Annotated in this window: 23 protein-coding genes; 7 read left to right on the forward strand and 16 right to left on the reverse strand. The window is 69.7% G+C overall.

Features of this window, described 5'->3' with window-relative positions; all coding sequences use genetic code 11:
* Nucleotides 1-25: 25 nt before the first annotated feature.
* The 5 genes from AC1MEY_RS04025 to AC1MEY_RS04045 all read right to left on the reverse strand — a co-directional run bounded on the left by AC1MEY_RS04025 (nucleotide 26) and on the right by AC1MEY_RS04045 (nucleotide 5,474).
* Complete coding sequence (locus AC1MEY_RS04025; RefSeq protein WP_480231289.1) at nucleotides 26-2,380, reverse strand: putative bifunctional diguanylate cyclase/phosphodiesterase; 2,355 nt, start codon at nucleotides 2,378-2,380, stop codon at nucleotides 26-28.
* Nucleotides 2,381-2,488: 108 nt separating this feature from the next.
* Nucleotides 2,489-3,229: an amino acid ABC transporter ATP-binding protein gene (locus AC1MEY_RS04030; protein ID WP_480229440.1), complete on the reverse strand. Its 741-nt coding sequence runs from the start codon at nucleotides 3,227-3,229 to the stop codon at nucleotides 2,489-2,491.
* The gene (locus AC1MEY_RS04035; protein WP_480229441.1) at nucleotides 3,226-4,080 is read right to left on the reverse strand and encodes an amino acid ABC transporter permease; all 855 of its coding nucleotides are present in this window, start codon (nucleotides 4,078-4,080) and stop codon (nucleotides 3,226-3,228) included. The genes AC1MEY_RS04030 and AC1MEY_RS04035 overlap by 4 nt, the downstream gene beginning before the upstream one ends.
* Nucleotides 4,077-4,928: an ABC transporter substrate-binding protein gene (locus tag AC1MEY_RS04040; RefSeq protein ID WP_480229442.1), complete on the reverse strand. Its 852-nt coding sequence runs from the start codon at nucleotides 4,926-4,928 to the stop codon at nucleotides 4,077-4,079. Before AC1MEY_RS04040 ends, AC1MEY_RS04035 begins: the two co-directional genes overlap by 4 nt.
* Nucleotides 4,929-4,973: 45 nt before the next feature.
* Nucleotides 4,974-5,474, reverse strand: coding sequence for a nitroreductase/quinone reductase family protein (locus AC1MEY_RS04045; protein ID WP_480229443.1), 501 nt, complete (start codon nucleotides 5,472-5,474; stop codon nucleotides 4,974-4,976).
* Between AC1MEY_RS04045 and AC1MEY_RS04050 the strand changes: the two genes are divergently transcribed.
* Nucleotides 5,473-6,936 carry a CYTH and CHAD domain-containing protein gene (locus AC1MEY_RS04050; RefSeq protein ID WP_480229444.1) on the forward strand — a complete coding sequence of 488 codons (1,464 nt, stop codon included), beginning with the start codon at nucleotides 5,473-5,475 and terminating at the stop codon, nucleotides 6,934-6,936. The two genes, AC1MEY_RS04045 and AC1MEY_RS04050, sit on opposite strands and share 2 nt — an antisense overlap.
* A gap of 4 nt (nucleotides 6,937-6,940) precedes the next feature.
* On the opposite strand, the gene AC1MEY_RS04055 is transcribed toward AC1MEY_RS04050, so the two are convergent.
* The 4 genes from AC1MEY_RS04055 to AC1MEY_RS04070 all read right to left on the reverse strand — a co-directional run bounded on the left by AC1MEY_RS04055 (nucleotide 6,941) and on the right by AC1MEY_RS04070 (nucleotide 10,873).
* The gene (locus AC1MEY_RS04055) at nucleotides 6,941-8,419 is read right to left on the reverse strand and encodes an aldehyde dehydrogenase family protein (RefSeq protein WP_480229445.1); all 1,479 of its coding nucleotides are present in this window, start codon (nucleotides 8,417-8,419) and stop codon (nucleotides 6,941-6,943) included.
* Entirely contained in the window at nucleotides 8,416-9,174 is a 759-nt protein-coding gene (locus AC1MEY_RS04060) for a carboxymuconolactone decarboxylase family protein (RefSeq protein ID WP_480231290.1), read from the reverse strand. Before AC1MEY_RS04060 ends, AC1MEY_RS04055 begins: the two co-directional genes overlap by 4 nt.
* A 62-nt stretch (nucleotides 9,175-9,236) precedes the next feature.
* Nucleotides 9,237-9,989: a mycofactocin-coupled SDR family oxidoreductase gene (locus AC1MEY_RS04065; protein WP_480231291.1), complete on the reverse strand. Its 753-nt coding sequence runs from the start codon at nucleotides 9,987-9,989 to the stop codon at nucleotides 9,237-9,239.
* A 50-nt stretch (nucleotides 9,990-10,039) separates the two neighbouring features.
* Nucleotides 10,040-10,873 carry a mycofactocin-coupled SDR family oxidoreductase gene (locus AC1MEY_RS04070; protein WP_480229446.1) on the reverse strand — a complete coding sequence of 278 codons (834 nt, stop codon included), beginning with the start codon at nucleotides 10,871-10,873 and terminating at the stop codon, nucleotides 10,040-10,042.
* 111 nt (nucleotides 10,874-10,984) lie between these two features.
* Between AC1MEY_RS04070 and AC1MEY_RS04075 the strand changes: the two genes are divergently transcribed.
* Nucleotides 10,985-11,617 carry a TetR/AcrR family transcriptional regulator gene (locus AC1MEY_RS04075; protein WP_480229447.1) on the forward strand — a complete coding sequence of 211 codons (633 nt, stop codon included), beginning with the start codon at nucleotides 10,985-10,987 and terminating at the stop codon, nucleotides 11,615-11,617.
* On the opposite strand, the gene AC1MEY_RS04080 is transcribed toward AC1MEY_RS04075, so the two are convergent.
* Nucleotides 11,554-12,831, reverse strand: a complete 1,278-nt coding sequence (locus AC1MEY_RS04080; protein ID WP_480229448.1) for a cytochrome P450 — start codon at nucleotides 12,829-12,831, stop codon at nucleotides 11,554-11,556. The genes AC1MEY_RS04075 and AC1MEY_RS04080 overlap by 64 nt on opposite strands.
* A gap of 148 nt (nucleotides 12,832-12,979) precedes the next feature.
* Between AC1MEY_RS04080 and AC1MEY_RS04085 the strand changes: the two genes are divergently transcribed.
* Nucleotides 12,980-13,600 carry a TetR/AcrR family transcriptional regulator gene (locus tag AC1MEY_RS04085; protein WP_480229449.1) on the forward strand — a complete coding sequence of 207 codons (621 nt, stop codon included), beginning with the start codon at nucleotides 12,980-12,982 and terminating at the stop codon, nucleotides 13,598-13,600.
* Between the two features lie 3 nt (nucleotides 13,601-13,603).
* Here the strand turns inward: AC1MEY_RS04085 and AC1MEY_RS04090 are convergent, their stop codons facing one another.
* The gene (locus AC1MEY_RS04090) at nucleotides 13,604-14,443 is read right to left on the reverse strand and encodes a mycofactocin-coupled SDR family oxidoreductase (RefSeq protein WP_480229450.1); all 840 of its coding nucleotides are present in this window, start codon (nucleotides 14,441-14,443) and stop codon (nucleotides 13,604-13,606) included.
* A gap of 221 nt (nucleotides 14,444-14,664) precedes the next feature.
* On the opposite strand from AC1MEY_RS04090, the gene AC1MEY_RS04095 reads away from it, so the two are divergent.
* On the forward strand, nucleotides 14,665-16,032 hold the full coding sequence (locus tag AC1MEY_RS04095) for an NAD-dependent epimerase/dehydratase family protein (protein WP_480229451.1): 1,368 nt from the start codon (nucleotides 14,665-14,667) through the stop codon (nucleotides 16,030-16,032).
* Nucleotides 16,029-16,904: an SDR family NAD(P)-dependent oxidoreductase gene (locus AC1MEY_RS04100; protein WP_480229452.1), complete on the forward strand. Its 876-nt coding sequence runs from the start codon at nucleotides 16,029-16,031 to the stop codon at nucleotides 16,902-16,904. The genes AC1MEY_RS04095 and AC1MEY_RS04100 overlap by 4 nt, the downstream gene beginning before the upstream one ends.
* A gap of 343 nt (nucleotides 16,905-17,247) precedes the next feature.
* On the opposite strand, the gene AC1MEY_RS04105 is transcribed toward AC1MEY_RS04100, so the two are convergent.
* The gene (locus AC1MEY_RS04105) at nucleotides 17,248-17,628 is read right to left on the reverse strand and encodes an STAS domain-containing protein (RefSeq protein ID WP_480229453.1); all 381 of its coding nucleotides are present in this window, start codon (nucleotides 17,626-17,628) and stop codon (nucleotides 17,248-17,250) included.
* A 356-nt stretch (nucleotides 17,629-17,984) separates the two neighbouring features.
* Here AC1MEY_RS04105 and AC1MEY_RS04110 point away from each other — a divergent pair, with 356 nt between their 5' ends.
* Nucleotides 17,985-18,887, forward strand: coding sequence for a sterol desaturase family protein (locus AC1MEY_RS04110; protein ID WP_480229454.1), 903 nt, complete (start codon nucleotides 17,985-17,987; stop codon nucleotides 18,885-18,887).
* On the opposite strand, the gene AC1MEY_RS04115 is transcribed toward AC1MEY_RS04110, so the two are convergent.
* From AC1MEY_RS04115 to AC1MEY_RS04125, 3 genes are all read right to left on the reverse strand, one after another.
* Nucleotides 18,884-19,327 (reverse strand): ATP-binding protein, encoded by a 444-nt coding sequence (locus tag AC1MEY_RS04115; RefSeq protein ID WP_480229455.1) that lies wholly within the window; start codon nucleotides 19,325-19,327, stop codon nucleotides 18,884-18,886. The genes AC1MEY_RS04110 and AC1MEY_RS04115 overlap by 4 nt on opposite strands.
* 32 nt (nucleotides 19,328-19,359) lie before the next feature.
* Nucleotides 19,360-19,725, reverse strand: a complete 366-nt coding sequence (locus AC1MEY_RS04120; RefSeq protein WP_480229456.1) for an STAS domain-containing protein — start codon at nucleotides 19,723-19,725, stop codon at nucleotides 19,360-19,362.
* Nucleotides 19,726-19,881: 156 nt separating this feature from the next.
* On the reverse strand, nucleotides 19,882-20,589 hold the full coding sequence (locus AC1MEY_RS04125) for a GAF and ANTAR domain-containing protein (protein WP_480229457.1): 708 nt from the start codon (nucleotides 20,587-20,589) through the stop codon (nucleotides 19,882-19,884).
* A 170-nt stretch (nucleotides 20,590-20,759) separates the two neighbouring features.
* Between AC1MEY_RS04125 and AC1MEY_RS04130 the strand changes: the two genes are divergently transcribed.
* Nucleotides 20,760-21,974: an NAD(P)/FAD-dependent oxidoreductase gene (locus AC1MEY_RS04130; RefSeq protein ID WP_480229458.1), complete on the forward strand. Its 1,215-nt coding sequence runs from the start codon at nucleotides 20,760-20,762 to the stop codon at nucleotides 21,972-21,974.
* A gap of 174 nt (nucleotides 21,975-22,148) precedes the next feature.
* Here AC1MEY_RS04130 and AC1MEY_RS04135 read toward each other — a convergent pair whose 3' ends face one another.
* Nucleotides 22,149-22,802, reverse strand: coding sequence for an HD domain-containing protein (locus tag AC1MEY_RS04135; protein WP_480229459.1), 654 nt, complete (start codon nucleotides 22,800-22,802; stop codon nucleotides 22,149-22,151).
* Between the last annotated feature and the right edge of the window lie 32 nt (nucleotides 22,803-22,834).

The raw sequence follows: 22,834 nt of genomic DNA on the forward strand, positions 1-22,834 counted from the left end.
ACGAGCGTAGTCAGGTGCCGCGACGTCACCGCCGTCGAGCGTCCGTCGGTTGATACGCCTCGAGCGGTCGACCGTCCGGCCACAGGGGTCGCACGGCGAGCACGCGTGCGGCGGTGACCGGCGGACTGCAGTAGAAGCCCTGGACGATGTCGCAGCCGTGCTCGGCGAGCCGCACCGCGGTGGCCGAGTCCTCGACTCCCTCGGCGACGCACGTCATGTCGAGTCGGTGGGCGAGGTCGATCATCGCGCTGACGATCGCCTCCGCGCGATCGTCGGTCAGCATCGGCGCGATGAACTCGCGGTCGAGCTTCACCTCGTCGATGGGCAGCTCACGCAGATAGGACAGTGCGGAGTAGCCGCTGCCGAAGTCGTCGATCGACACCCGGATCTTCCGCTCGCGCAACGTCTCCAGGACCGTGCGGGCCCGTCGGGTGTTGCCGAGCAGGAAGTCCTCGGTGATCTCGACGGTCAGCCGGTCGGTAGCAACGCCGCCGGCCTCGAGGATTCGCACGATGCGGTTCGGCAGTTCCAGATCGGTGAGCGACGGCGGAAACAGGTTGACCGCGAACGGCACGTCGGTGCCGTCGGCGCGCCACCCCGCGGCGTCGCGCACCGCTCGGTCGATCACGGCCTCGGTGAGCGCGCCCATCAGGCCGTTCTGCCGTGCCAGCGGGAGGAATTCGCCCGGCAGCATCATCCCGCGGTCTGGATGCTCCCACCGCACGAGCGCCTCCACGCCCTCGACGCGTCCGGTCGACACGGTGAACTTCGGTTGGTAGAGGACGCTCAACTCACCACGGTCGATCGCCCGGCGGAGTTGGGCGAAGAGCTGCAGCCCCGCGGAACCGCTACGGCGGGTGGTGAAGCCGCGGTCGGTCGGCGGATCCACCTCCGCCTGATCGATCAGCTGCATGTCCGCGGTGAAGGTCATGACGCCGCCGTGCTGGCTGCGCTTCGCCGCGTACATCGCCTGATCCGCCTGCTTCAGCAGCGCCGCCGCGGTCGCGTCGTCGGTCCCGTCGGCGTGGCCCGTCGCCACCCCCACGCTCGGGCGCATGAACACGTCGTGCCCGTCGACCGGGAACGGGTCGTCGAACGCGTCGAAGATGCGGTGCGCCACGACGAGTGGGCTGTCGGGCCCGTCCTCGAGGAGGATCGCGAACTCGTCGCCGCCGACCCGGGCCACCGTGTCGCCGGCCCGCACGCAGGCGACGATGCGCTCGGCGACGGCGTTGAGCAGAGCGTCGCCGGCCGGGTGCCCCAGGGAGTCGTTGACCAGTTTGAAGTCGTCGAGGTCCACCGACAGCACGGCGACGGGTCGGCCGTCCCGGATCTGGAGGGCCACCGCGTGGCCGAGACGGTCCTGGAACAGCGCCCGGTTCGCCAGTTTGGTCAACGGATCCCGGAAGGCCTGGTCGGCCACCGTCTCCAGCAGGCGCCGGTTCTCGTCGGCCATCAGGAACTGGCGGATCACCACACCGGTGAGCAGCAGCATGGACGCGACCACGAGCGTGGCTGATCCCTCGCTCATCACGATGCACAGGGTGGCGAACGGCAACGGCAGATACGGCAGCCAGAAGGCCACCCGGGACGGGGCCCTCGCCAAGCCGAACTCGATGTGGCTGGCCCGCGATCCGAGCAACGCCGCGACGCCGAGCAGCAGCAGGCCGGCCACCCACCCCAGATCGATGAGACCGCCACTGACGTAGTCGTCCTGGGCGTTGACGAGCACGAAGGTGCCGTCCGCGACCGCCATCACGCCCATGGCGACGGTGAAGACGGTGACCACCGCGCGTTGACCGGGCCGCGCCCGGGTCAGGATCAGCAGCGCCACCGTGAGCAGCACGAGATCGCCGATCGGGTAGGCGACGGACACGGCGAATGCGAACGGTGACTCGTCGCCCCTGTGGAAGACGTCGTCGAGACCCACCGTCCAGAAGATCACGAACAGTGAGACGCCGACCATCAGGCCGTCGAGGAGGAGGCGGGGCTGTGACTGACCGACACTCCCGATCGGGAGCAGGACCAGGGCCACGCAGGCTGCCACCGTGAAGAGCAGGTACCCGGCGTCCGCCGGTGACGGGAACGGCGCGGTGCCGATCCGGAGCACCAGTTCGTAGTAGGCCCAGACCGCGTCGCCGAAGAGCCAGCTCGCGAGCGCTACGGTGAGCGCGGTCCAGGCCCTGCGCTGGCGGCCGCGGCAGCGCCGCGCGGTGACGGCGGCGCACGTCACGGCGGTCACGCCGGCGAGCACCGAACCGACGTCACTGACGGCCAGGACGGTCCAGGGGCCGCCCCACCCGCCGATCAGCCAGGCGGCGAACACGACGACGGCCACACCGCAGAGGCCGCAGACGAGGCACAACCTCGATCGCGACATCACGTCCCCCAGCTCGTTGCACGGCGCCCGTGACGACGGTGAAATCGAGCGACGTCACTCACACTACGTCCTGCAGCAAACCGTGGGCGACAGGTGTTGACGCATCCGTCAACGCCCGGCGGTGAACCGCCTGAGGAATTGTCGGGTCCGCTCCTCGGTGGGATCGGTCAGTACCTGGGCGGCCGACCCGGATTCGACGATCCGTCCGCCGTCGAGGAAGCAGACCGTGTCGGCGACGTCGCGTGCGAATGCCATCTCGTGGGTCGCCATCACGATGGTGGCCCCACCCGCCGCGAGTTCGCCGACGAGGGTGAGGACCTCGCCGACCAATTCGGGGTCCAGCGCGCTGGTGATCTCGTCGAGCAGCAACAACCGGGGCTCATAGGCTAGGGCGCGGGCGATGGCGACGCGCTGCTGCTGCCCGCCCGACAGCTTGTCCGGGTAGGCGCCGGCGAGGTCGGCGAGCCCGACCCGGGCCAGCAGTTCGCGGCCACGCTCGTCGGCGCTCCTGCGCGACGACCCGTGCACCACCCGGGGTGCCAGGGCGACGTTGGCCAGCGCGGTCAGGTGCGGGAAGAGGTTGAACGACTGGAAGACCATGCCCATCGCCTGCCTCGCCGCGTCGGCGTCGATACGCGGGTCGCTGATGTCGCGACCGTCGAGCAGGATCTGGCCGTCGTCGATCTCCTCGAGCAGGTCGATGCACCGCAGCAGCGTCGACTTGCCCGATCCCGAGGCGCCGATCAGGACCACCACCTGGTGCTCGTCGACGTCGAGGTCGACGCCGGCCAGTACCGGCGTGCCGTGGTACGCCTTGGTCAGGCCACGCACCGACAGGATGGGCGTCACATCGCCCCCTGACGGACCGCCGAGCGGCGCGCCGCCCAGTCCGCGAGCCGCGCCGAGGGCACCGCGAGCGCAACGAACAGCAGGCCGGCCACGACGTAGGGCGTGAAGTTGTAGGTGGTCGCGGACTGGATCTGTGCGGCCCGGACGGCGTCGACGGCGCCGAGCACGGAGATGAGTCCACAGTCCTTCTGCAGGGCGACGAAGTCGTTGAGCAACGCGGGCGTCACCCGACGGGTCGCCTGGGGCAGCACCACCAGCCGCATGGTGCGCCGGTAGTTCAGGCCGAGGGACTTCGCCGCGGCCAACTGGCTCGGGTGCACCGACTCGATGCCCGCCCGGAAGACCTCGGCGACGTAGGCGGAGTAGATCAGCACCAGGGCGAGGCCACCCAGCAGCACCGGGCTGGTCGGCAGGCCGGTCAGGCGCAGGCCGGGCAGGCCGAAGCCGACGAGGTAGAGGCAGATCAGCAACGGCAGGCCGCGGAAGAGGTCGACGTATCCGGTGGCCAGCGCGCGCAGCGGGAACCACACCGGCCCGCGCAGCGTCCGGATCGCGGCGAGCGCCAGTCCGACGATCAGGACCAGCACCTGACACACCACCAGCACGCGGACGTTGAGCCACAGACCGTCGAGCAGTGCGGGGAGGCTGGCCCAGCCGACCTGCAGGTTGAAGAAGGAGTCCCGGACGCGCGACCACCCGGGCGCGGACGTCACCCCGATCAGCAGCACCGCCGCGAAGACGACCGTCGAGAGCAACGCGATGAGCGTCGACCGGCGTGCCCGCGACTGTCGGTAGGCGACCCGGTCGAGGGGTACGGAGTGCGGGTTCGCGCTCGGGTCGACCGTCGTCACGACAGGACCGGAGCGTTGCCCGCGCCGGTGAGCCACACCTTCTGCAGCTTGACGAGTTCGCCGTCGTCGCCGAGTTCGTCGACGGCCTTGGACACGCACGGCGTCAGTGCGCTGCCCTTGTCCAGGACGATGCCGAACTGCTCGGCCTTCTCGGTGCCCACCGGCAACTGGCCCACGATGGCCCCGTCGGTCAGTTCCGACTGCACGGCGAAGGCGGTCGGCAGGTCGACCACCAGCCCGTCGATCTGCCCGTTGGACAGCGCCGCCTTGCCGTCGTCGTTGTTGTTGAACACCGCGACCCCGGGATCGATGGCCTGCGCGGCGGTATAGCTGGTGGTGCCCACCTGCGCGCCGAGCTTGAGGCCACGCAGGCCGTCGAGCGTCGTCACCCCCGCTGCGGGCGAACTCTTGATGGCCACGACCGCCTGGGTGACGTCGAAGTAGGGCGAGGAGAAGTCGACGGCCTGCTTGCGCTCGTCGGTGATCGAGAACTCGTTGAGGTTGGCGTCGAACGTCTTCGGGCCCGGCGCGATCGCGGCGTTGAACGGCACCCGCACCCACGCGACGTCCTCGCGCGCGTACCCGAGCCGGTCTGCGACGGCGTAGGCCACCGCCGACTCGAAACCCTTGCCGTTGGCCGGGTCGTCGTCCACGAACCAGGGCGGGTAGGCGGGCTGATCGGTGCCGAACACGAGCTTCCCGGGGTTGAGGGTGGCCAGCGAGTCCTTCGCGCAGTCCGCGGCCGAGGCGGGCTGCGACGGACTGCTCGACGCCGGTTCGTCCGCGGGGGCGCAGCCCGCCGCGGTCAGGGTGATCGCGGCCAGCAGGCACCGGAGTTCATTGCGCATGGGCGGCATCATCGCCTACCCGTGCGCCGGGCGCCACGGTAAGGCTCAGTCGGACTCGGTGAAGACCACGACCGGGATGGTGCGGCCACCCGCCAGCTCCTCGTACTGGGCGTAGGACGGGATGAAGGTGGTGGCGAGGTCCCACAGCCGGTCGCGCTCGGCCCCGGACACTTCCCGGCCGACGAAGGTCCCCGTGTAGCCGGCTGCGGAGATCGTGACCGTCGGGTGCGCGAGGACGTTGTAGTACCAGGCGGGATGCCGAGAGCTGCCGTAGTTGGAGGCGACGACCACGGCGCGCCCGTCGTCGGTGAAGTAGGTGAGCGGCGTGGTCCGCCGCTGGCCGGTCCTGGCGCCGGTCGTGACGAGCAACAGTTCGGGCGTCACCATCGCCGAGGAGAACCGGCCGTTGCTGAGCTTCAGCAGCCGGCGGTCGATGCGCGGCGCCACCCGGCGGGCCAGCCAACGTCCGGGCTTGTTGCCGGTGAGGCGCGCGCCGTGGCGCAGCATCGGGGAGCCGGCCGTCGGATCGACCTCGGGTATGCCCATGCGCCCGATGCTAGGTGACCCGCCCGCCGGGTTTGGCGGACGTCTGCCGGGCAATGCCCGTGGCATGGGCGAGCACCTGGAACGCGAGCGGAAGTGGAGCGTCGACGCGGACTTTCGGTTGCCCGACGTCGCCGACCTGGCTCCCGACGCCGAGGTGTCGGTGGACACCGTCGAGCTGGTGAGTGCGTACGTCGACACGGCCGACGGCGACCTCCGGGCACACGGCATCGTGGTGCGTCGGCGCGACGGTGACGACGACACCGGATGGCAGGTCAAGCTCCCGACGGGGGACGGGCGGCTGGAACTGCACTGGCCGTTGGCCGACGAGCCACCCGAGGAGATGGTGCGGGCGCTTCGAGGCGTCGCGCTCGGCGGGGACCTGGTGCCGACCGCGACGATCCGCACCCGGCGGGACCGGCACACCGTGTCCTCCCGCGGGGCGGTGCTGTTCGAGATCGCCGACGACCACGTTCGCGCGTCGGTAGGCGACACACTGCTGGCGTGGCGCGAGATCGAGGTCGAACTCGGCCCCGACGTCGCCGCGGTGCCGAGGAAGCTGCGGAGGCGACTGCGCGCCGCCGGGGCGGTCCGGTCGGCGTACCCGTCCAAGCTGGCGCGTGCGGTCGGGAACCGCCCGTCGGTGTCGCGGTCGGATGCGAGCGCCGCGCTCGCCGATTACACGAGCCGGCAGATCGACGAGGTGATGCTCGGGGACGTCGCGCTGCGGCGGGGGCAGGATCCGATCCACGACACGCGCGTCGCGATCCGCCGGTTGCGCAGCGTCATCCGGGTGTTCGCCGACGTCCTCGATCCGGCCGCCGCCGACCTCGAACCCGAGCTGAAGTGGTTCGCAGGGCTTCTCGGCGAAGTGCGTGATCCGCAGGTGCAGCAGGAGCGCTTCGTCGAGGCGGTGGACGCCATCCCCGACGAGTTGGTGCTCGGACCGGTGCGGTCGCGTATCCGCAGTGACCTCCGCGGCCTGGAATTGCCGGCCCGCAGGGCGGTCGACGATGCCATGGCGTCGGACCGGTACGCCGGGATCGTCTCGACCCTGCGCGGGTGGCGCGACGAGTCGCCCGTTCCCCCCGACCTGTCGACCTCGGCGGTCCGGACGCTGGCGCGGAAGGCGAGCCGCAAGGCCGATCGGCGGCTGGCGACGGCGCTCGAGGGTGACGACCCGGACCTGCTGCACCGCGCTCGCAAGGCGGCGAAGCGGGCGCGGTACGCCGCGGAGGCCATCACGCCGATCGACTCGTCCGCTGACCGAACGATGGCTCGGCACGAGGCCGTTCAGTCGATCCTCGGCGACCACCAGGACACCGTGGTCGCCAGGGAGGTACTGCGCCGGCTGGGGGCCACGGCCGGGACCGCGCCGCGCGAGAACGGTTTCACCTTCGGCCTGCTCTACGCCCGCGAGGAGCGGCTCGCGGCCGAGTGCCGCGCGCGGGTGCGGGAAATCTGACGCCTCACCCCATCGCGATGCGAATGTTCTTGATCTGCAGGAACTCGAGGAGTCCGTCGACCCCGCCGGTGCGGCCGAAGCCGCTCTGCTTGTAGCCGCCGTAGGGGCCTTGCGGCGAGATGTCGCTGAACGTGTTCACCCACACCGACCCGGCCTCGAGCGCCCGCGCGACGCCGTGCGCGCGGCGCAGGTCCCGGGTGTGCACGAAGGCGTTGAGTCCGTAGGGCGTGTCGTTGGCGAGGCGGACCGCCTCGGCGTCGTCGCGGAACCGGATGATCGAGACCACCGGGCCGAACGTCTCGATCTGCGCCAGGTCCGACGAGTTGTCCACGTCGTAGAGCACGGTCGGCTCGACGTAGAAGCCCGCCGCGAGGTCGCCACCGATGCGGCGACCGCCGGTCAGCAACCTGCCGGTGCCGTTCGCGACGGCGTCGTCCACGGTGTGCAGGATGCGATCGACCGCGCCCTGGCTGATCACCGGTCCGAACCCGACGCCGGGGTCGAACGGATCGCCGATCACCGCGGATTCCACGACGGCGACGAACTTCTCGACGAACGCGTCGTACACCGAGTCGTGCACGAGCAGCCGGCTCGCACACGCGCAACTCTGGCCCGACTGCATCAGCGGCCCCTGATGCGCCGACAGCATCGCCGCGGCGTCGAGGTCGGCGTCGCCGAACACCAGGTTCGCCGACTTGCCGCCGAGTTCGGCGACCACGGGGACCAGATTGGTGGCGGCGGCCCGCACCACGCTGCGGGCGGTCGCACCGCCCCCGGTGAAGTGAATCTTGCGGATGCCGGGGTGGCGCACCAGGGCGTCGCCGCCGTCGGCGCCCGCGGGCACCACGTTGACCAGGCCGGGCGGCAGACCGGCCTCGAGGCACAGTTCGCCGAACCGCAGCGCCGCCAGTGGTGCCAGTTCGGACGGCTTGAACACGACGGCGTTGCCCGCGGCGAGGGCGGGGGCCACGCAGCTGCCCGCCACGGCCAGGGCACCGTTCCACGGCGCGATGACGGCCACCACGCCGAAGGGTTCACGCTCGACGAGGTTGAGATCGAACGAGCCGTTGACCGGAGTGCTGGACCCGTGCGGCTTGTCGACGTATCCGGCGAAGTGGCGCAGGAACCGTTCCAGCAGAACGGCGGTGCCGGCATAGGACAGCGGCACGGCGTAGTCGTGCACGTTGAGGGCGGCGAATTCGTCGAGGTGGTCGTGCACCAGGTCGGCGAGATCGATGAGCGCATCACGACGTCGGTCGACGGTCAGGGAGACCCACTCCCGCTGCGCGGTCCACGCGGCCCGCACCGCGAGGTCGATCTCCGCGGCGGCGGCGAGGGCGACGCTCGTATTCGTCTGCCCCGTCGCCGGATACACGTGGTCGTGGGCGCGGCCGGCGGACGTGGTCGTGATCCGGTCGCCGCCGATCAGCAGTCCGACCGGACCGACGGGTGCGGCGGGCCGGACGGACGTAGCGGCGGTCATGACGCCGCCTCGGCGTCGGTCGAAGCCTCGGCCAGGACCCGCTGCTTCTGGGCACCGATGGCCTGGTTGAGGTGCGACGCCTTGGGCCAGCCGTAGTAGGCGGCGAAGTGCAGTGCGAGTTCGTCCATCTCGTCGAACGAGACGTCGCCGCTCTTCAGTGCGGCGTAGACGTGCGACTGAATCGGCAGGTCGGCGTCCTGGAACGCGACGCATGCCACGGTGACGAGGCGGCGTTCCTTCATGCCGAGGTCGGGCCGCAGCCACATCTCGCCGAACACGAAGTTGAGGATGCCCGCACCGGAATACGGGTTGTCGCGCACCGGCGCGAACGGGATGCAGTTGATCTCCTTGAACGACTTCTCGCCGCCCTGCAGGCGCAGTTCCGGATCGCTCGCGGTTGCCAACGGCAGCAGCGGTGCGGGTGCCGGTGCCGTGGTGCCGCGTTCGGTCGTGATCCGTGCCCACTGTTGATCGACGACGATGTTGAACCGCGACGCCTTGGGCCATCCGGCGTAGACCGCGAAGTGCAGCACCGTCTCCCGCATCTCGGTGATGCTGACGTCGCCGCTGTTGAGCGAGGCGTAGACGTGGTCCTCGAGCGGGCCGTCGGCGTCTGCGGCGGCGACGCAGGCGAGCGTGACGAAGCGGCGGTCCCGGCGGCTGAGCCCGGGCCGGGACCAGATCTCGGCGAAGACGAAGTCGATCAGCCCGTCGGCGAACACCGGATCGGTGTCCGGTGGAGCGTCGACGGTCATCACCTCGGCGTACTGCCGCAGCCCGGTCTGACGCCGGTCCTCGATGGTGGTCACGTGAACTCCTATCTGATGGTGACGCCCGCGTCGACCTTGAACTGCAGGCCAGTCACATAGCGGGATTCGTCGGAGACGAGGTAGAGCACGGCGTTGCTGACGTCGATCGGGTCGATGAGCTGCGTGGGCAGCGCGTTGCCGAACAGGGGAGCGAGATCGGTTCTGGTCTCGGCGAGCAGGGTGTGCATGGTCACCGGCGCCATGCCGGTCATGACGCCGGTGGGGTGGACGGTGTTCACCCGGATGCTCTGCGCGGCAAGCTCGTTGGCCAGCGCCACGCTCATCCCGACGATGCCCTGCTTGGACGCGGTGTAGGGGATGTGCAGCGGATTGCCCTTGATCGCCGCCGCCGAGCTGATGTTGACCAGGCTGCCGCCGCCCTGCTCGAGCAGGAACGGCAGCGCGGCGGCGCAGGTGTTCCACGCGCCGATCAGGTTGACGTCCAGCACGAGTCGCCACTGTGCGGCGGTGGTCGCGTCCCAGGTGCCCGCCGTCAGCACGCCCGCGTTGGCGACCGCCGCGTCGAGGCCGCCGAGTTCGGCGGCGCCCGCGGCGACGGCCTCCTTCATCGCGATCTCGTCGCGGACGTCGACCACCGTGGTGACGGCTCGCCGCCCCTGCGCACGGACGAGGTCCGCGGTCTCCTCGAGATCCGCCACCTCGGCCAGCGGGTACTCCAACTCGGGCATCGAGGCGCAGACGTCGAGCAGGATGACGTCTGCGCCCTCCTGCGCGAGACGCACCGCGTGACTGCGGCCCATGCCCCGGGCCGCGCCGGTGACGACGACGCGCTTGCCCTCGACGCGGCCGGTCACAGCTTGTTGCAGAAGCCGGCGTCGACGGGGAACGTCACGCCCGAGACGTACCGGCCCTCGTCGGAGACCAGGTAGGCGATCGCGGCGCTGACGTCCTCGGGTTCCAGCATCCCGACCGGCATCGGGTTCTGCAGGTGAGGTCCGCCGCCGTCGGGGAAGTTCTTGAGGAAGTCCTGCATCTGCGGATTCATCGCCATCATCGTGTTGACCGCGGTGGGATGCACGGTGTTGACCCGGATGCTCTGGGCGGCAAGCGCGTTGGCGAAGGTCCGCATCAGGCCGACGATGCCGTGCTTGGACGCGGCGTAGGCCAGGCCGCCGCCCTGGGTGCCGCCGAAGCCCTTGAGTCCCGCCGTCGAACTGGTGAAGACGATCGACCCGCCGCGGTTACCCGCGAGCAGGTGGGGGACCGCGGCCTTCGCCGTGTGGAAGGCCCCGACCAGGTTGACGTCCAGGACGTCGGTCCACTGCTCGAGTTCCTCTTCGATGGTCAGCTCGCGGAAGGCCATGGTGGCGATGCCGGCATTCGCGAGCACGATGTCGAGGCGGCCGAAGTGCTCCACGCCGGCATCGAGGGCCGCCTTCAGCGCGTGGTAGTCGCGCACGTCGGCCACCGAGCCGAGCATCTTGCCGCCCTGGGCCTCGACGAGTTCGATCGTCTCGTCGAGTTCGGCGCGCGACGCCATCGGATATCCGTTGGAGTCGATGTCGGCGCAGATGTCGACGCCGATGACGTTGGCGCCGTCGGCGGCCAGTCGGACGGCGTGGCTGCGGCCCTGACCGCGGGCGACGCCGGTGATGAAGGCGACCTTGCCCTCTAGTGAACCCATCGTTCCTCGCTTCGTCGTCGTGCCCCGTCACCGTCGTGGAGTGATCTGAGTAACACGGTTACTGTCGGTACAGTAACCTGGTTATCCGTGACCGGCAAGGGTGGGGCGTCAATGAATTCGATTGACCGCGAGAGTGACTCGCGATCGTCCGACGACCGCATCCTCGGCATCGTCGTCGCGATGCTCGAGACCGACGGCTACGACGCCGTCCAGCTCCGCGAGGTGGCGAAGCGCTCCCGTACCTCGCTGGCGACCATCTACAAGCGCTACGCCACCCGCGACGACCTGATCCTCGCGGCGCTGCAGGCGTGGATGGACGAGAACCGCTACGCCAAGGTCTCCCGGCGGGTGCGGCCCCCGGACGAGACGGTGTACGACGCGATGGTCCGGCTGTTCCGGACGATCTTCGAACCGTGGGAGCAGCATCCCGAGATGCTGGTGGCCTACCACCGCGCCCGGTCGTCGACCAAGGGCAGCGCGCTGCTGCACCGCGGCCTCGACGTGGTGGTACCCGCCGCGATGGACGCGCTGGCGGGCGTCGACGAGAGCTTCATCGCCGACCTCGACGCCGTCATCGCGAGCCTGGTGTACGGACTGCTCGGCCGGTTCGCGGCGGGCGAGATCGCGATCACCGACATCGTGCCCAGCCTGGAGCGGGCGATCTACTGGATGACCGCCGGCTACGACGCCTCGAAGTCGATGAACAACTCGGTCAGTCCGCGCAGCAGGAAGGTGGGCTCGTAGGCGTACCGGCGCGCCTCGATCGGCCCGTGTGACCGCTCGCTGATGGTGATCTCGCGCATCCGGTCGAGGAGCCGGTTGACCGTGATGCGTCCCTCGACGCGGGCCAGCGGTGCGCCGGCGCAGGTGTGGATGCCGCGGCCGAACGCGATGTGCTCGCGGACGTTGCGACGGTCGATGTGGAACTCGTGCGGGTCGTCGAACTTGGCCGGGTCGCGGTTGGCCGCCCCGAGGCACAGCATGAGGACCGTGCCGGCGGGAATGTGCACGCCACCCAGCGTGGTGGTCCTGCGCGCCAGCCGGAAGTCGATCTTGGTGGGGCTCTGCATCCGCAGCGATTCCTCGATGAACGCGGGGATCAGGTCGCGGTTCTCGCGCAGCATCCGCTGGAACTCCGGCCGGTCGCCGAGCGTCTGCACCGCCGCGCTCAGCAGCTTCGTGACGGTCTCCTGTCCGGCGGCGAACAGGAACGTCGCCGGCCGCACCACCTCCAGCAGCTCGGGTGTCGAGCCGTCGGGGTAGGTGGCCGACGCCATCGCGCTCAGGACGTCGCCGCGCGGCTCCCGCCGGCGCTCAGAGATGTAACCGCTGAACTTGTCGTCGAGGTACTGCAGCGGATTGAGTCCGACCGGTGCGCCGTCGAGTGCGCCCACCTGGTTGCCTGCCGGCTTGTCGGCGCCCAGCGCGCGGCGGAACTCCGCGCGGTCGTCGGCCGGAACGCCGAGCAGGTCGGTGATCGCCAGCGTGGCAAAGGGCTTCGCGTACTCCGACAGGAACTCACACGTGCCGTTGGCGATGAACTCGTCGAGCTGACCGTCGGCCAGCTCCCACATGAAGTCCTCGTTCTCCTTCAGCCGGCGTGGCGTCAGCAGCTTGCTCAGCAGTGACCGGGCCCGCTCGTGGCGGGGCGGGTCCATCACCACCATGTGCTCGAAGATGGGGAAGAGGTGTCGGTGTGCCTCGATCTGGGCGCTGATGTCGTCGCCCTCGGGCTCGAAGGGCAGCGGGGGGAAGGGGCCGCCGATCGCATTGACGGCAGAGAACGACTCGACGTCCTTGAACGCCGCCATGACCTCCGCGTAACCCGTCACCGCGACGACCCCGTGGTGCGGCTCCCTGACGACGGGGCCCTGGCTACGCAGGTGCTCGTAGTACTCGTAGGGATCCTGTGACACCGCGGCGTCAGAGAAGTAGTCGACCTGGGCGAGGTCCGTCATCGTGGCTCCGATACGGGTAATGTTTGATCGATCGATCAAAACCTGACGGCCACAGATCTATCACGCGGTGCGAACGCGGTCAAGAAACCCCCGCCGGCGCAGAGCCTGTACGTCGAGCCGGACCGACGACGACATGGAGAATGACCGGATGGTCGCCCCTCGGAAGACGCGCGTGAAGGACGTCGACACGCGTACGCGTCTGATCGAGGCGACCGCGCAGCTCATGCGGGAGGAGGGGTACGCGGCCGCGACCTCCCGGCGCGTGGCGGAGCGCGCGGGCGTCCGCTCGGCGCTGGTGTACTACTACTTCGACACCATGGACGACCTGTTCGTCTCGGTGCTGCGCGCGGGCGCCGACGCGTCGCTCGCCCGGATGCGTGAGGCGCTGACCGCCGAGGACCCGCTGCGCGCGCTGTGGGAGATCAACGCCGATGCGCGGCTGACGGCGCTCAACACCGAGTTCGCGGCGCTGGCCAACCACCGCAAGCCGATCGGCGCGGAGTTGCGGGCCTACGCCGAGCGGGTCCGCGACATCGAGGTCGCCGCCGCGACGGTGGGACTGCGCGCCCGCGGGATCGACCTGGCGGACTACCCGCCCGTGGTCGTGTCGATGGTGCTCGCGCAGATGTCCCGCAGCCTGTGCGCCGAGGCCGCCATCGGCGTCACCGAGGGGCATGATCAGATGCTCGCCGTCCTGGACCGTCTGCTGGGCGGCGAGTCGAGCGCCGCCCCCGATGCGGCGGCGCCCAAGGAGCGCCGCCGCCACTGACGGCTACTTCAGCATGCTCCCGGCGTCGACCGTGACGGGTAGGCCGGTCACGTATCGCGCCTCGTCGGAGGCCAGGAACAGCACCGCGTTGCTGATGTCCACCGGCTCGACCCAGCCGACCGGCAGGACGTGCATCATCTGGGCGACGGGTGCCAGGTCGTCGGGCCCCGGGTTCTCCAGGTCGGGACGGAACAGCTTCATCGTGCCCTCGTTCATGAACATGGGCGTGTTCACGTTGGTGGGGTGCACCGAGTTGACCCGGATCGAGTGCTGCCCCAGCTCGACGGCGAAGGTTCGCATGAGGCCCACGACGCCGTGCTTCGCGGCGATGTAGTGCCCGGTGTGCGGGTAGGCCTTGAGGCCGCCCACCGAGCTGGTCAGCACGATCGAGCCGCCGCGACCGCCGGCCAGCAGGTGCGGCACGCCCGCCTTCACGGTCTTCCACACGCCGGACAGGTTGACGTCGATCATCTCCTGCCAGTCCCGTTCGCTGGTCTTGTCGAGCGTGTTGCCGCCATTGCCGATGCCCGCGTTCGCCACGATGACGTCGAGACGTCCGAGTTCCTCGACGCCGCCGGCCACGGCCGCCTCGAGCGCGGCATAGTCGCGGACGTCGACCTCCGCGGTGACGATGCGCCGGCCCAGGTTCTTGACCAGCCCGGCGGTCTCGGCGAGATCGTCGGGGGTCGCCGCCGGGATGGCGCTGCTGCTGCTGACCGGCGCGCACACGTCGATCGCGATGATGTCGGCGCCCTCCTCGGCCAGGCGCACGGCGTGACTGCGGCCCTGTCCGCGCGCCGCACCGGTGATGAACGCAACCTTGCCCTCGACCCGACCGCCCATTCGAACCACCTCACCTCGGGCGCCCGGCGACCGGGCGCAATTGTTTGATCGATCGATCAAAACGGTCGCAATTTCCCGCGGCGATGTCAAGGTCGGGGACGGGAGGTCGTGACGGATGACGAACGCGTCCGACCGATCGGGTTTCAGATCTGAGCGACGGTGTATCAGGTCACCATGTCCTCGACAGCACCCATCGGTTCGCATCCGCACGGTCTCCGGTCATGACCGACCCCCGGCGGATCGTCGTCACCGGAGCCTCGGGCAACGTCGGCTCCGGCGTCCTCCGCGCGCTCGCGCGCACCGTGCCCGACGCCGAGGTGGTGGGCGTGTGCCGCCGCCCGCCGGCATCGGGACGCACCTACGAGGGAATCCGCTGGCACGCCGTCGATCTGTCGTCGCCGACGGCCACCGCAGAGCTGGCGCCGGCCATGCGCGATGCCGACGTCGTCATCCACCTGGCGCTGGCGATCCAGCCCCTGCACGACGAGGACTACCTCTACCGCGCGAACGTGCTCGGCTCGCAGGCCGTGTTCGACGCCATGGCGGCCGCCGGCGTGACACAGCTGGTGTACGCGTCGAGCCTCGGGATCTACGCGGCCGGTGCCACCGGTCCCGTGGACGAATCCTGGTCGACCGCAGGACAATCCTCGTCGACCTACAGCAGGCACAAGGTGCTGGTCGAGGACATGCTCGACCGATTCGAGGCCGACCATCCCGACACGGCCGTGTCCCGCTTCCGTCCGACCGTGGTGGTCCAGCGGGAGGCTGCGTCGGAGATCCAGTCGCTGTACCTCGGTCCGGTGATCCCGCGGGCGGCACTGAAGCTGCTGCGGCGCAAGGCGCTTCCGATCCTGCCCCTCCCGACTGGGCTCAGCCTGCAGTTCGTGCACTCCGACGACGTGGGTGACGCCGTGATGCGGATGATGACGCAGCGCGCACGGGGCTCGTTCAACGTGGCGGCCGATCCGCTGGACTCCCATGCCCTCGCCGGACTGGTCGGCGGACGTCCCATCGGCGTCGACCCGGGGTTCTTCCGACGTGCGGTGGTTGCGCTGCACCGGCTTCGGGTGATCGCCGTGACGCCCGGCTGGTACGACGTGGCCACCAAGTCGCCGCTGATGGACACCACCAAGGCGAAGCGGGAACTCGGCTGGACCGCCGCGCGCTCCTCGGAGCAGGCGGCCTCGGAACTGATCGACGGACTCGCGGACGGTGCCGTCGGCACCAGCGCGGCCATGGGATGGAAGGAGGAGGACACGGTGACCACGCGAACCGCGTTCGACTGGGTGCACGACGCGACCCTGGCGCTGTGGGGTGCCTCGGTGCTGGTGGCCGCCAGGCGTCGCCGCCGTCCCGGCGCGCTCACGGCCGCAGCCGTGGCCGGAAACCTCGTCGCGGGCACGCCCGCTGCCCTGGAACGTGTGCGGCACAAGCGACGCGACCCTGCAGCACTCCTGGCACCGGCAGCCGTCGGCGCCAGCATCCTCGCGACCCTGCGGGGCGGGTGGGCGCCGGTGGCGGCCACCGCCGTCCTCGGGGGGCTCCGCGCGACCGAGATCCGCCGCACCGCCCAGGAAGGCCACCAGTGAATTCACCTACGGCACAAAACCGTCCGCGCGTCGTCGTGGTGACCGGTGCCTCCAGCGGCATCGGTCGGGAGACGGCGCTCCGCTTCGCTCGTGACCACGCCTGCGTCGTCATCGCGGCGCGGTCCGAGGGCCCGCTGCGCGAGGTCGCCCAGGAGTGCCGTGAGGCCGGTGCGGCCGACGTCGTGTTCCAGTCCACCGACATCGGCGATGCGGACGAGGTGCAGCGCCTGTTCGACCTCGCCGTCCGGACCTACGGCCGGGTGGACGTGGCCGTCCAGTCTGCCGCGAACACGGCCTTCGGCAGGTTCGAGGACCTTCCCGCCGACGTGTTCGAGAAGATCATTCGCACGAATCTCCTCGGGTCGGCGAACGTCGCGCGGTCGGCACTCGCGCTGTTCCGCGCGAGCGGATCGGGACACCTGGTCCTCGTCGGCTCGCTGCTGGGCACCGTCGCGGTCCCGAATCAATCCGCCTACGTGGCAAGCAAGTTCGCGATCAACGGCCTCGTGCGCGCGTTACGCCAGGAGAACCGGGACCTCCCGGGGGTGCGGGTGCACGGCATCTACCCGGGTCCGGTGGACACGCCCGTCTACGGCACGGCCGACAACTATCTCGAGCAGACCCCGCGGGTCCCCCCCAGTTCGGTCTCCGGCGCGACGATCGCGACGGCCATCGTCCGAGCGACCGGTCGGCGGCGTTCCAGCGAGCGGCAGGTCGGGTGGTTCAACCGGCCGGCGATTGCCGGCTACCGGTTCCTGCCGGCCCTGTTCGACGCGTTGATCGAACCGTTCCTGAAGGTGACGGCCTACACGTCCGAGCCCTCGGAGCCCGAGCCGGACAAGCCGTATTCCGTAGCGGATCGGCACGGCTGACGATTTGCCGAGGGGATCGGCACGTCTCTCGCTCGCCCATTCAAGATCAAACGACCACCGCTCGTGACTCGTGAACCATTACGGCGTCGATGCCGCCGAAAGTCATGATCGTCGTGTCGTGTCATCAAACGCCGAAGTGACGACTGTTCGCGAATCGGATCCGCCATCGTCGGTTTCGCCTCGGCACTTTGCGGATAGTCGGCGGTGGGTCCCACCGAAGCGTGATCGAGTGGTGGGTCCGGCGAGGCCCTCGGCGCGTGCGTTCAGACCAGAGCGCAGTTGAAGAACGCGTCGGGGGTTTCGTCTCGACGGTTGGCCGCAGAACGCGGACGCGCCGGAACGATCAGTCGGCGGCCGGCGCGGACAGTGCGGCGATCGCATCCGAGGTGGTGGCGTACAGGGGGACGAACTGATCCACCTGCGTGATCTTGATCGGTCTGCTGGTCGCCGGCCCATCGGCCGCGACGGCGATTCTGGTGTGCGGTTGCGCCAGCCGATGGGCCTTGACCAGCACTTCGAGGCCTGCCGAGGCGAGAAAGTCGACGCCGGTCAGGTCGATGAGCAGGGCGGACGGATGGTCCTCCAGTGCGGCGGTCACGATGTCGGTGAGATTGGGCGCCGACAGCATGTCCACGACACCGGTCACGGCGACGACGGTCACCCCGTTCGAGGCGGACACCTCGACGTGTGCGCCGCGAACCTCGGTGGGGTCCTCGGAAGCCATCGTGCGACACCTGCGTTCTCGTTGCTCGGGGACTGTCGCGAAGGCGACCGTCTGCACCCTGCGGGGTCAAATATCTCATACCGCGGGTAGCACTTCGATTCGGCTTCCGACAACGGCCGTTGTCCCGGTGCGGGGACGTGGGTGGGAACGCGTGCCGGTCACCGTCGATGAGTATGAAGAATGGCACCGCAGAGCGCGATGTCCGTTACTCCCGGCCCGCCGTCGAATTCGTCAGGAATTCGACACCCGGCTCGCCTGGAATTGCCGGAGATGAACGATAGCGTCGATTTGCCGGCGGAAATGAATTCGATCCTCCGCTGGCGTTCGATGAGACCTACGTCAGCAGGTAGCCGACCATGTCACTGGTGTGGCAGCACATGCAGAACCCGGTGCTGTATGCGGTGCCGGTCTTCCTCGTGTTCATCGCCGTCGAAGCCGTCGCCCTGAACGCCGGCGACGGACGTGGGCTGACCGGTTACGTCCGTGGCGAGACGCGGACGAGCATGATCAGCGGCGCGGTGTCCCTCGCGTTCATGTTCGTCTTCAAGCTCCTGACGCTGGTGCTGTTCACCGTCGTCTGGGTGGAGTGGGCGCCCTGGCACCTTCCCACCGAAGAATGGTGGACGTGGGCGGTGCTCCTGGTGGCGGTCGACCTGACCTGGTACTGCAACCACCGCTTCTCGCACCGGGTCCGGGTCGGGTGGGCCGGCCACCGTGCCCACCACTCGAGCGAGGGCTTCAACCTGGGCAGCGCACTTCGCCTGAAGTGGAACCCGTGGTCGGAGGCGATCTTCTGGCTACCGTTGCCGCTTTTGGGTTTTGCGCCGTGGACCATCTACGTCGCCTACGGCTTCAACATGATCTACCAATTCTTCCTGCACACCGAACTCGTCGATCGGCTGCCCCGGCCCGTCGAGTTCGTGTTCAACACGCCGGCCCATCATCGCGTCCACCACAGCCGTCACCGAGCCCACCTCGACAGTAACTACGGTGGCATGCTCATCGTCTGGGACCGGCTGTTCGGGACGTTCACCGCCGACGACGGCGTGTTCGACTACGGAGTGGCCGGTGACTCGCTGGAATCGGACCGGATGCTGCACCTGCAGTACGGCGAGTACGCCAGGATCGTGGGCGACGTGCGGCGGTCGGCGCGTGTGCGGGACGGGCTGGGCTACGTGTTCGGACCGCCAGGGTGGACGCCGGCCGACGCGCCGAAATCCCCGGTCGGCCCTGGGCGTGCCCGACTGCCGATGAGCTAGGACGCGAGGCGCCCTGCGCCGCACTCGGTGAACCGGAGACAGACGGTGGTGCCGTCGCCCCGACCGTCGATCGTGACGTGATCGGCGAGCGCATTCATCAGCCGTATGCCGCGTCCGCGCAGGGCGTTCGTCTGCTGCGGTGCCGGATCCACCCAGGCGCCGTCGTCGGTCACGCACACGTCGAGACGTGCGGAGTCGTCGTGGTAGGTCACCTCGACGCTCATCGACCCGGGATCGGACCTGCCGCGGTAGGCGTGGTCGGCGCAGTTGGACATCGCCTCGTCGGTGGCCAGCAGGATGTCCGCGCGACGCTCGGCGGTGGCGGGAATTACGTCGTCCACCCAGTCGCTCACGGCCACGCGAAACCGGGCCACCGTGCTGGGCTCGGCGGTCCCGCGGACCGTGAGCGTGGTGTCGGCACCCAACGTGTTCGTCTGCATGATGCCCGTCGGTTACCCAGACGGCCCGGCTGCTACTCCTGCAGGGCGAGGAGGGCGTCGTCGAGCGTCGCGTACAGCGGCACGATGCGGTGCACGCCGGTGATCTCCATCGGCCGGCTCGTCGCCGGACCGTCGGCAACCACCAGGAAACGCGTGTCGCCGGCCTTGCGGTGCGCCTGGATGAGCACGCGCAGTCCCGAGGACGCCAGTAGGTCCACCTCGTCGAGGCGCACGACGAGCGCGGCGGAGGCGTCGTCGAGAGCGGTGTCGATGTGCTGTGCGAAGGCGGGTGCCGTCAGGAGGTCGATGGTTCCTGCGACGGACAGCACGACCACTCCGTCGGTCACCGACGTCGAGACGTCCAGCCCGCTCGTATCCGAGCGGCGGGTGAAGGCCATGAGGCCACCCTCCATCATTCGTGGAGACAGGGTCGTCGGGCAGCCTTCTGCACCCAGCCGGCCGAGGTGGGCGCCGCGTGACCGCGGTGTGACCCCGACGTGTCGATGATATGCCGCGGACCTGCGAGGTACCCCCGCGGACCGCGGCCGGGTGCGCTAGGTGGTGTCGACGATGCCCTGCGCGATGGCCCGGACCGTCGTGTTGGTGTTCTGCGACAGTCGGGTCATGAGGCTGAACGCGTGCGTGGCATCGACCTTGAAGCGCTCCATGACGATGCCCTTGGCCTGACCGATGACGTCCCGGCTCGCCAACGCGGACTCGAACTGGTTCTGGCGGTCGGCGGCGATCAGTGCGATCGCCGCGTGGGTCGCCAGCATCGCGCCGAGGGCGCGGTCCTCGAAGCTGAAGTCACATCGGCTGCGGCTGAACAGGTTCAGGGCGCCACGACCGCCTCTGCCGCCGTCGGACTCGGTGGGGTAGCTGTACAGCTGGAACGACATCATGCTCTGCACGCCGGCGTCCAGAGCGGCGGCGGCGAAACGAGGCCACCGCTGGTCCGACGCGAGGTCCGAACAGACGATCGTGGCGTCCTCGGCGGCCGCCGCCAGACACGGACCCTCGGCGAGTTCCTGCTGGAGGGCGTCGAGTTCGTGGGCCAGCGGCGCCGTGGACGCCACCGACCGGAACGCCTGTTCGTCGACGAGTAGGACGTCCGCGAAGTCGATCTCGTGAATGAGGTCCACGGCACCGGTCGTGACGGCCGTGAGGATGGCCGTCAGGTCGGTGGGCGCGGCGAAACTCGCCACCAGATCGGCCATCGCGGTTCCCACGACATCTCCGAGGGACGCTCTGTCACTGCTCATCGCGGCCCTCCCCGGCAGCGCGCATACCGCTCACACCATGAACCTACTATCGCGATCCGCGCACCACGGTGCCGTCGGCCTTGATGGTCACCGACCGATGTGCGGCGGCGGCGGCGCCCGTGGTTCGCCGGGGGCCGATTCCGCTTCGGCAGAGGGGGTAGCACTGCGAGGTGAACTCCTCGACCCGTCCCGCCGTCCGAACCTTCGACGTCCTCGTCATCGGTGGGGGCAACGCCGGGATCGCCGCGGCGGCACGACTCCTCCGTCGCGGCGTCACCGACGTCGCCGTCATCGAGTCGCAGACCGTCCACGTGTACCGGCCGCTGCTGTCGTACGTCGGCGGTGGCGAGGCGTCGATGGGCAGCGCCGAACGGACCCAGCGGTCCGTGACGCCGCGCGGGTGCACCTGGCTGCGTGACCCGGCGGTGGAGGTCGATGCCGACGCGAAGATCGTCCGGTGCGCGGGCGGCGCCACCTACGGCTACCGCGATCTCGTGCTCGGCGTCGGGCTGGTCACCGACGAGGACGCCCTGCCGGGTCTCGGCGACGCCCTGGACAGTCCCGCGGTTGCGAGCAACTACGTCGACCGCGCGGAGAAGACCTGGGATCTGGTCCGGGCGATGCCGCGCGGTGGCCACGCCGTGTTCACGGTGCCGCGGCCGCCGGTGAGTTGCACGGGCACCACGGTCAAACCGGTGTTCCTCGCGGCCGCGCACTGGAAGCGCGCGGGCCTCCTGCCCGGCGTCACGATGACGTTGCTGATCGACCGGCCCGCCCTGCTCGGCGTCCCCGCTCTCGACGACGCGCTGCTCCACCATCTCGCCGAACTGGACGTCCAGGTGTCCCACGACACGGCGGTCACGGCGATCGATCCCGGTCACCAGGAGATCACCGCGAACGGTGCGGACGGCGACGAGCGCCGGATCCGCTACGACATGCTGCACCTGGTGCCGCCGTTCCGTGGGCCGACGTGGGTGGCCGAGTCGGGTCTGGCCGCCGCGGGCAGCCACGGCCTGGTGGACGTCGACTCGCGCACGTTCCGCCACCGGACGCATCCGGACGTGTGGGCGGTGGGAGATTGCGCGACGGTCGACACCGACCCCTCCGGCGGCGCGCTGCGACGGCAGACCTCGATCCTCGTCGACAACCTGCTCGCGGCGCGGCGGGGTGCCACGACGCTCACCGAGTACGACGGCTACACGGTGGCGCCCGTCACGACCGACACCCGCCATCTGATCTTCGGCGAGTACGACCGAACGGGTGCGCTCTCGTCGTCCCTGCCGTCGTTCATCGACCCGGTGGCTCCGCACCGATTCGCTTGGGCGCTCGACCGATTCGCGTTGCCGGTGACGTACTGGAACCTCATCCTCAAGGGCCTGGCCTGACGCGGTGGAGTTTGCCGATCCGCGGAACGGGCATCACGACGGAGGCGGCCGCCGACGACGATACGTCGGCCGGCGGACGCAACGAAGCCCCGTCGTCACGTGCGTTCAGCCACGTGCGCGGCGTGAACACCGGCGGGGCTTCGTCTCGGGAACCGAGATCTGCGGCCCTCGGGGTTACTCCGGCCAGTCGTTCGAGAGGATGACGTCGACGAAGTCCGTTCGGGCGAACGAGTCGTCGTACCGGGCGAGGACGTCGGCGTTCACGGTGCCGAACGTGCTCTCCGGGCGGTGTCGCACCCCCTCGGTGAAGGCGTGCAGGATCCGGCTCTTGAAGTCGGGTCGTGGGTGTGCCGCGGTGACCGCGGCCAGTGCGTCCGCCGGCAGGTCGTCGCGTCCGATGCCCAGGACGTCGGTCTCGACGCCGGCGGTGACCAGGGCCGTCTCCGGGTCGAGGAACTCGGGAACGCCCGGGGTGGTGTGCAGCGCGATGCCCAGCCACACCTTGCGGGCGTCGGCCTCGGGCACGTCGTGCGCCAGCAGGAAGTCCCGGGCGGCATCGGCGCCGTCGACCTCGAAGCGGAGTGTCGACGAGGTGCGGAACCGCTCGGTCAGCCCCAGGTCGTGGAACATCGCGCCGACGTAGAGCAGTTCGAGGTCGGGGTCCATTCCGCGGCGTCGGCCCTGCAGCGCGCCGAACAGGAACACCCGGCGGGAGTGGTGGAACAGCAGGTCGTCCTCGGCGTCGCGGATGAACTCGGTGGTCGCGCGCACCAGTGGTGTGTCGGGGATCTCGATGCCGGCGATGCGGGTCGGAAGCGTGGCGGTCACGTGGGGCTCCTTCGGTCTGACGGGGTGATACG

It is taken from the genome of Mycobacterium sp. PTI7 (genome assembly GCF_056679845.1).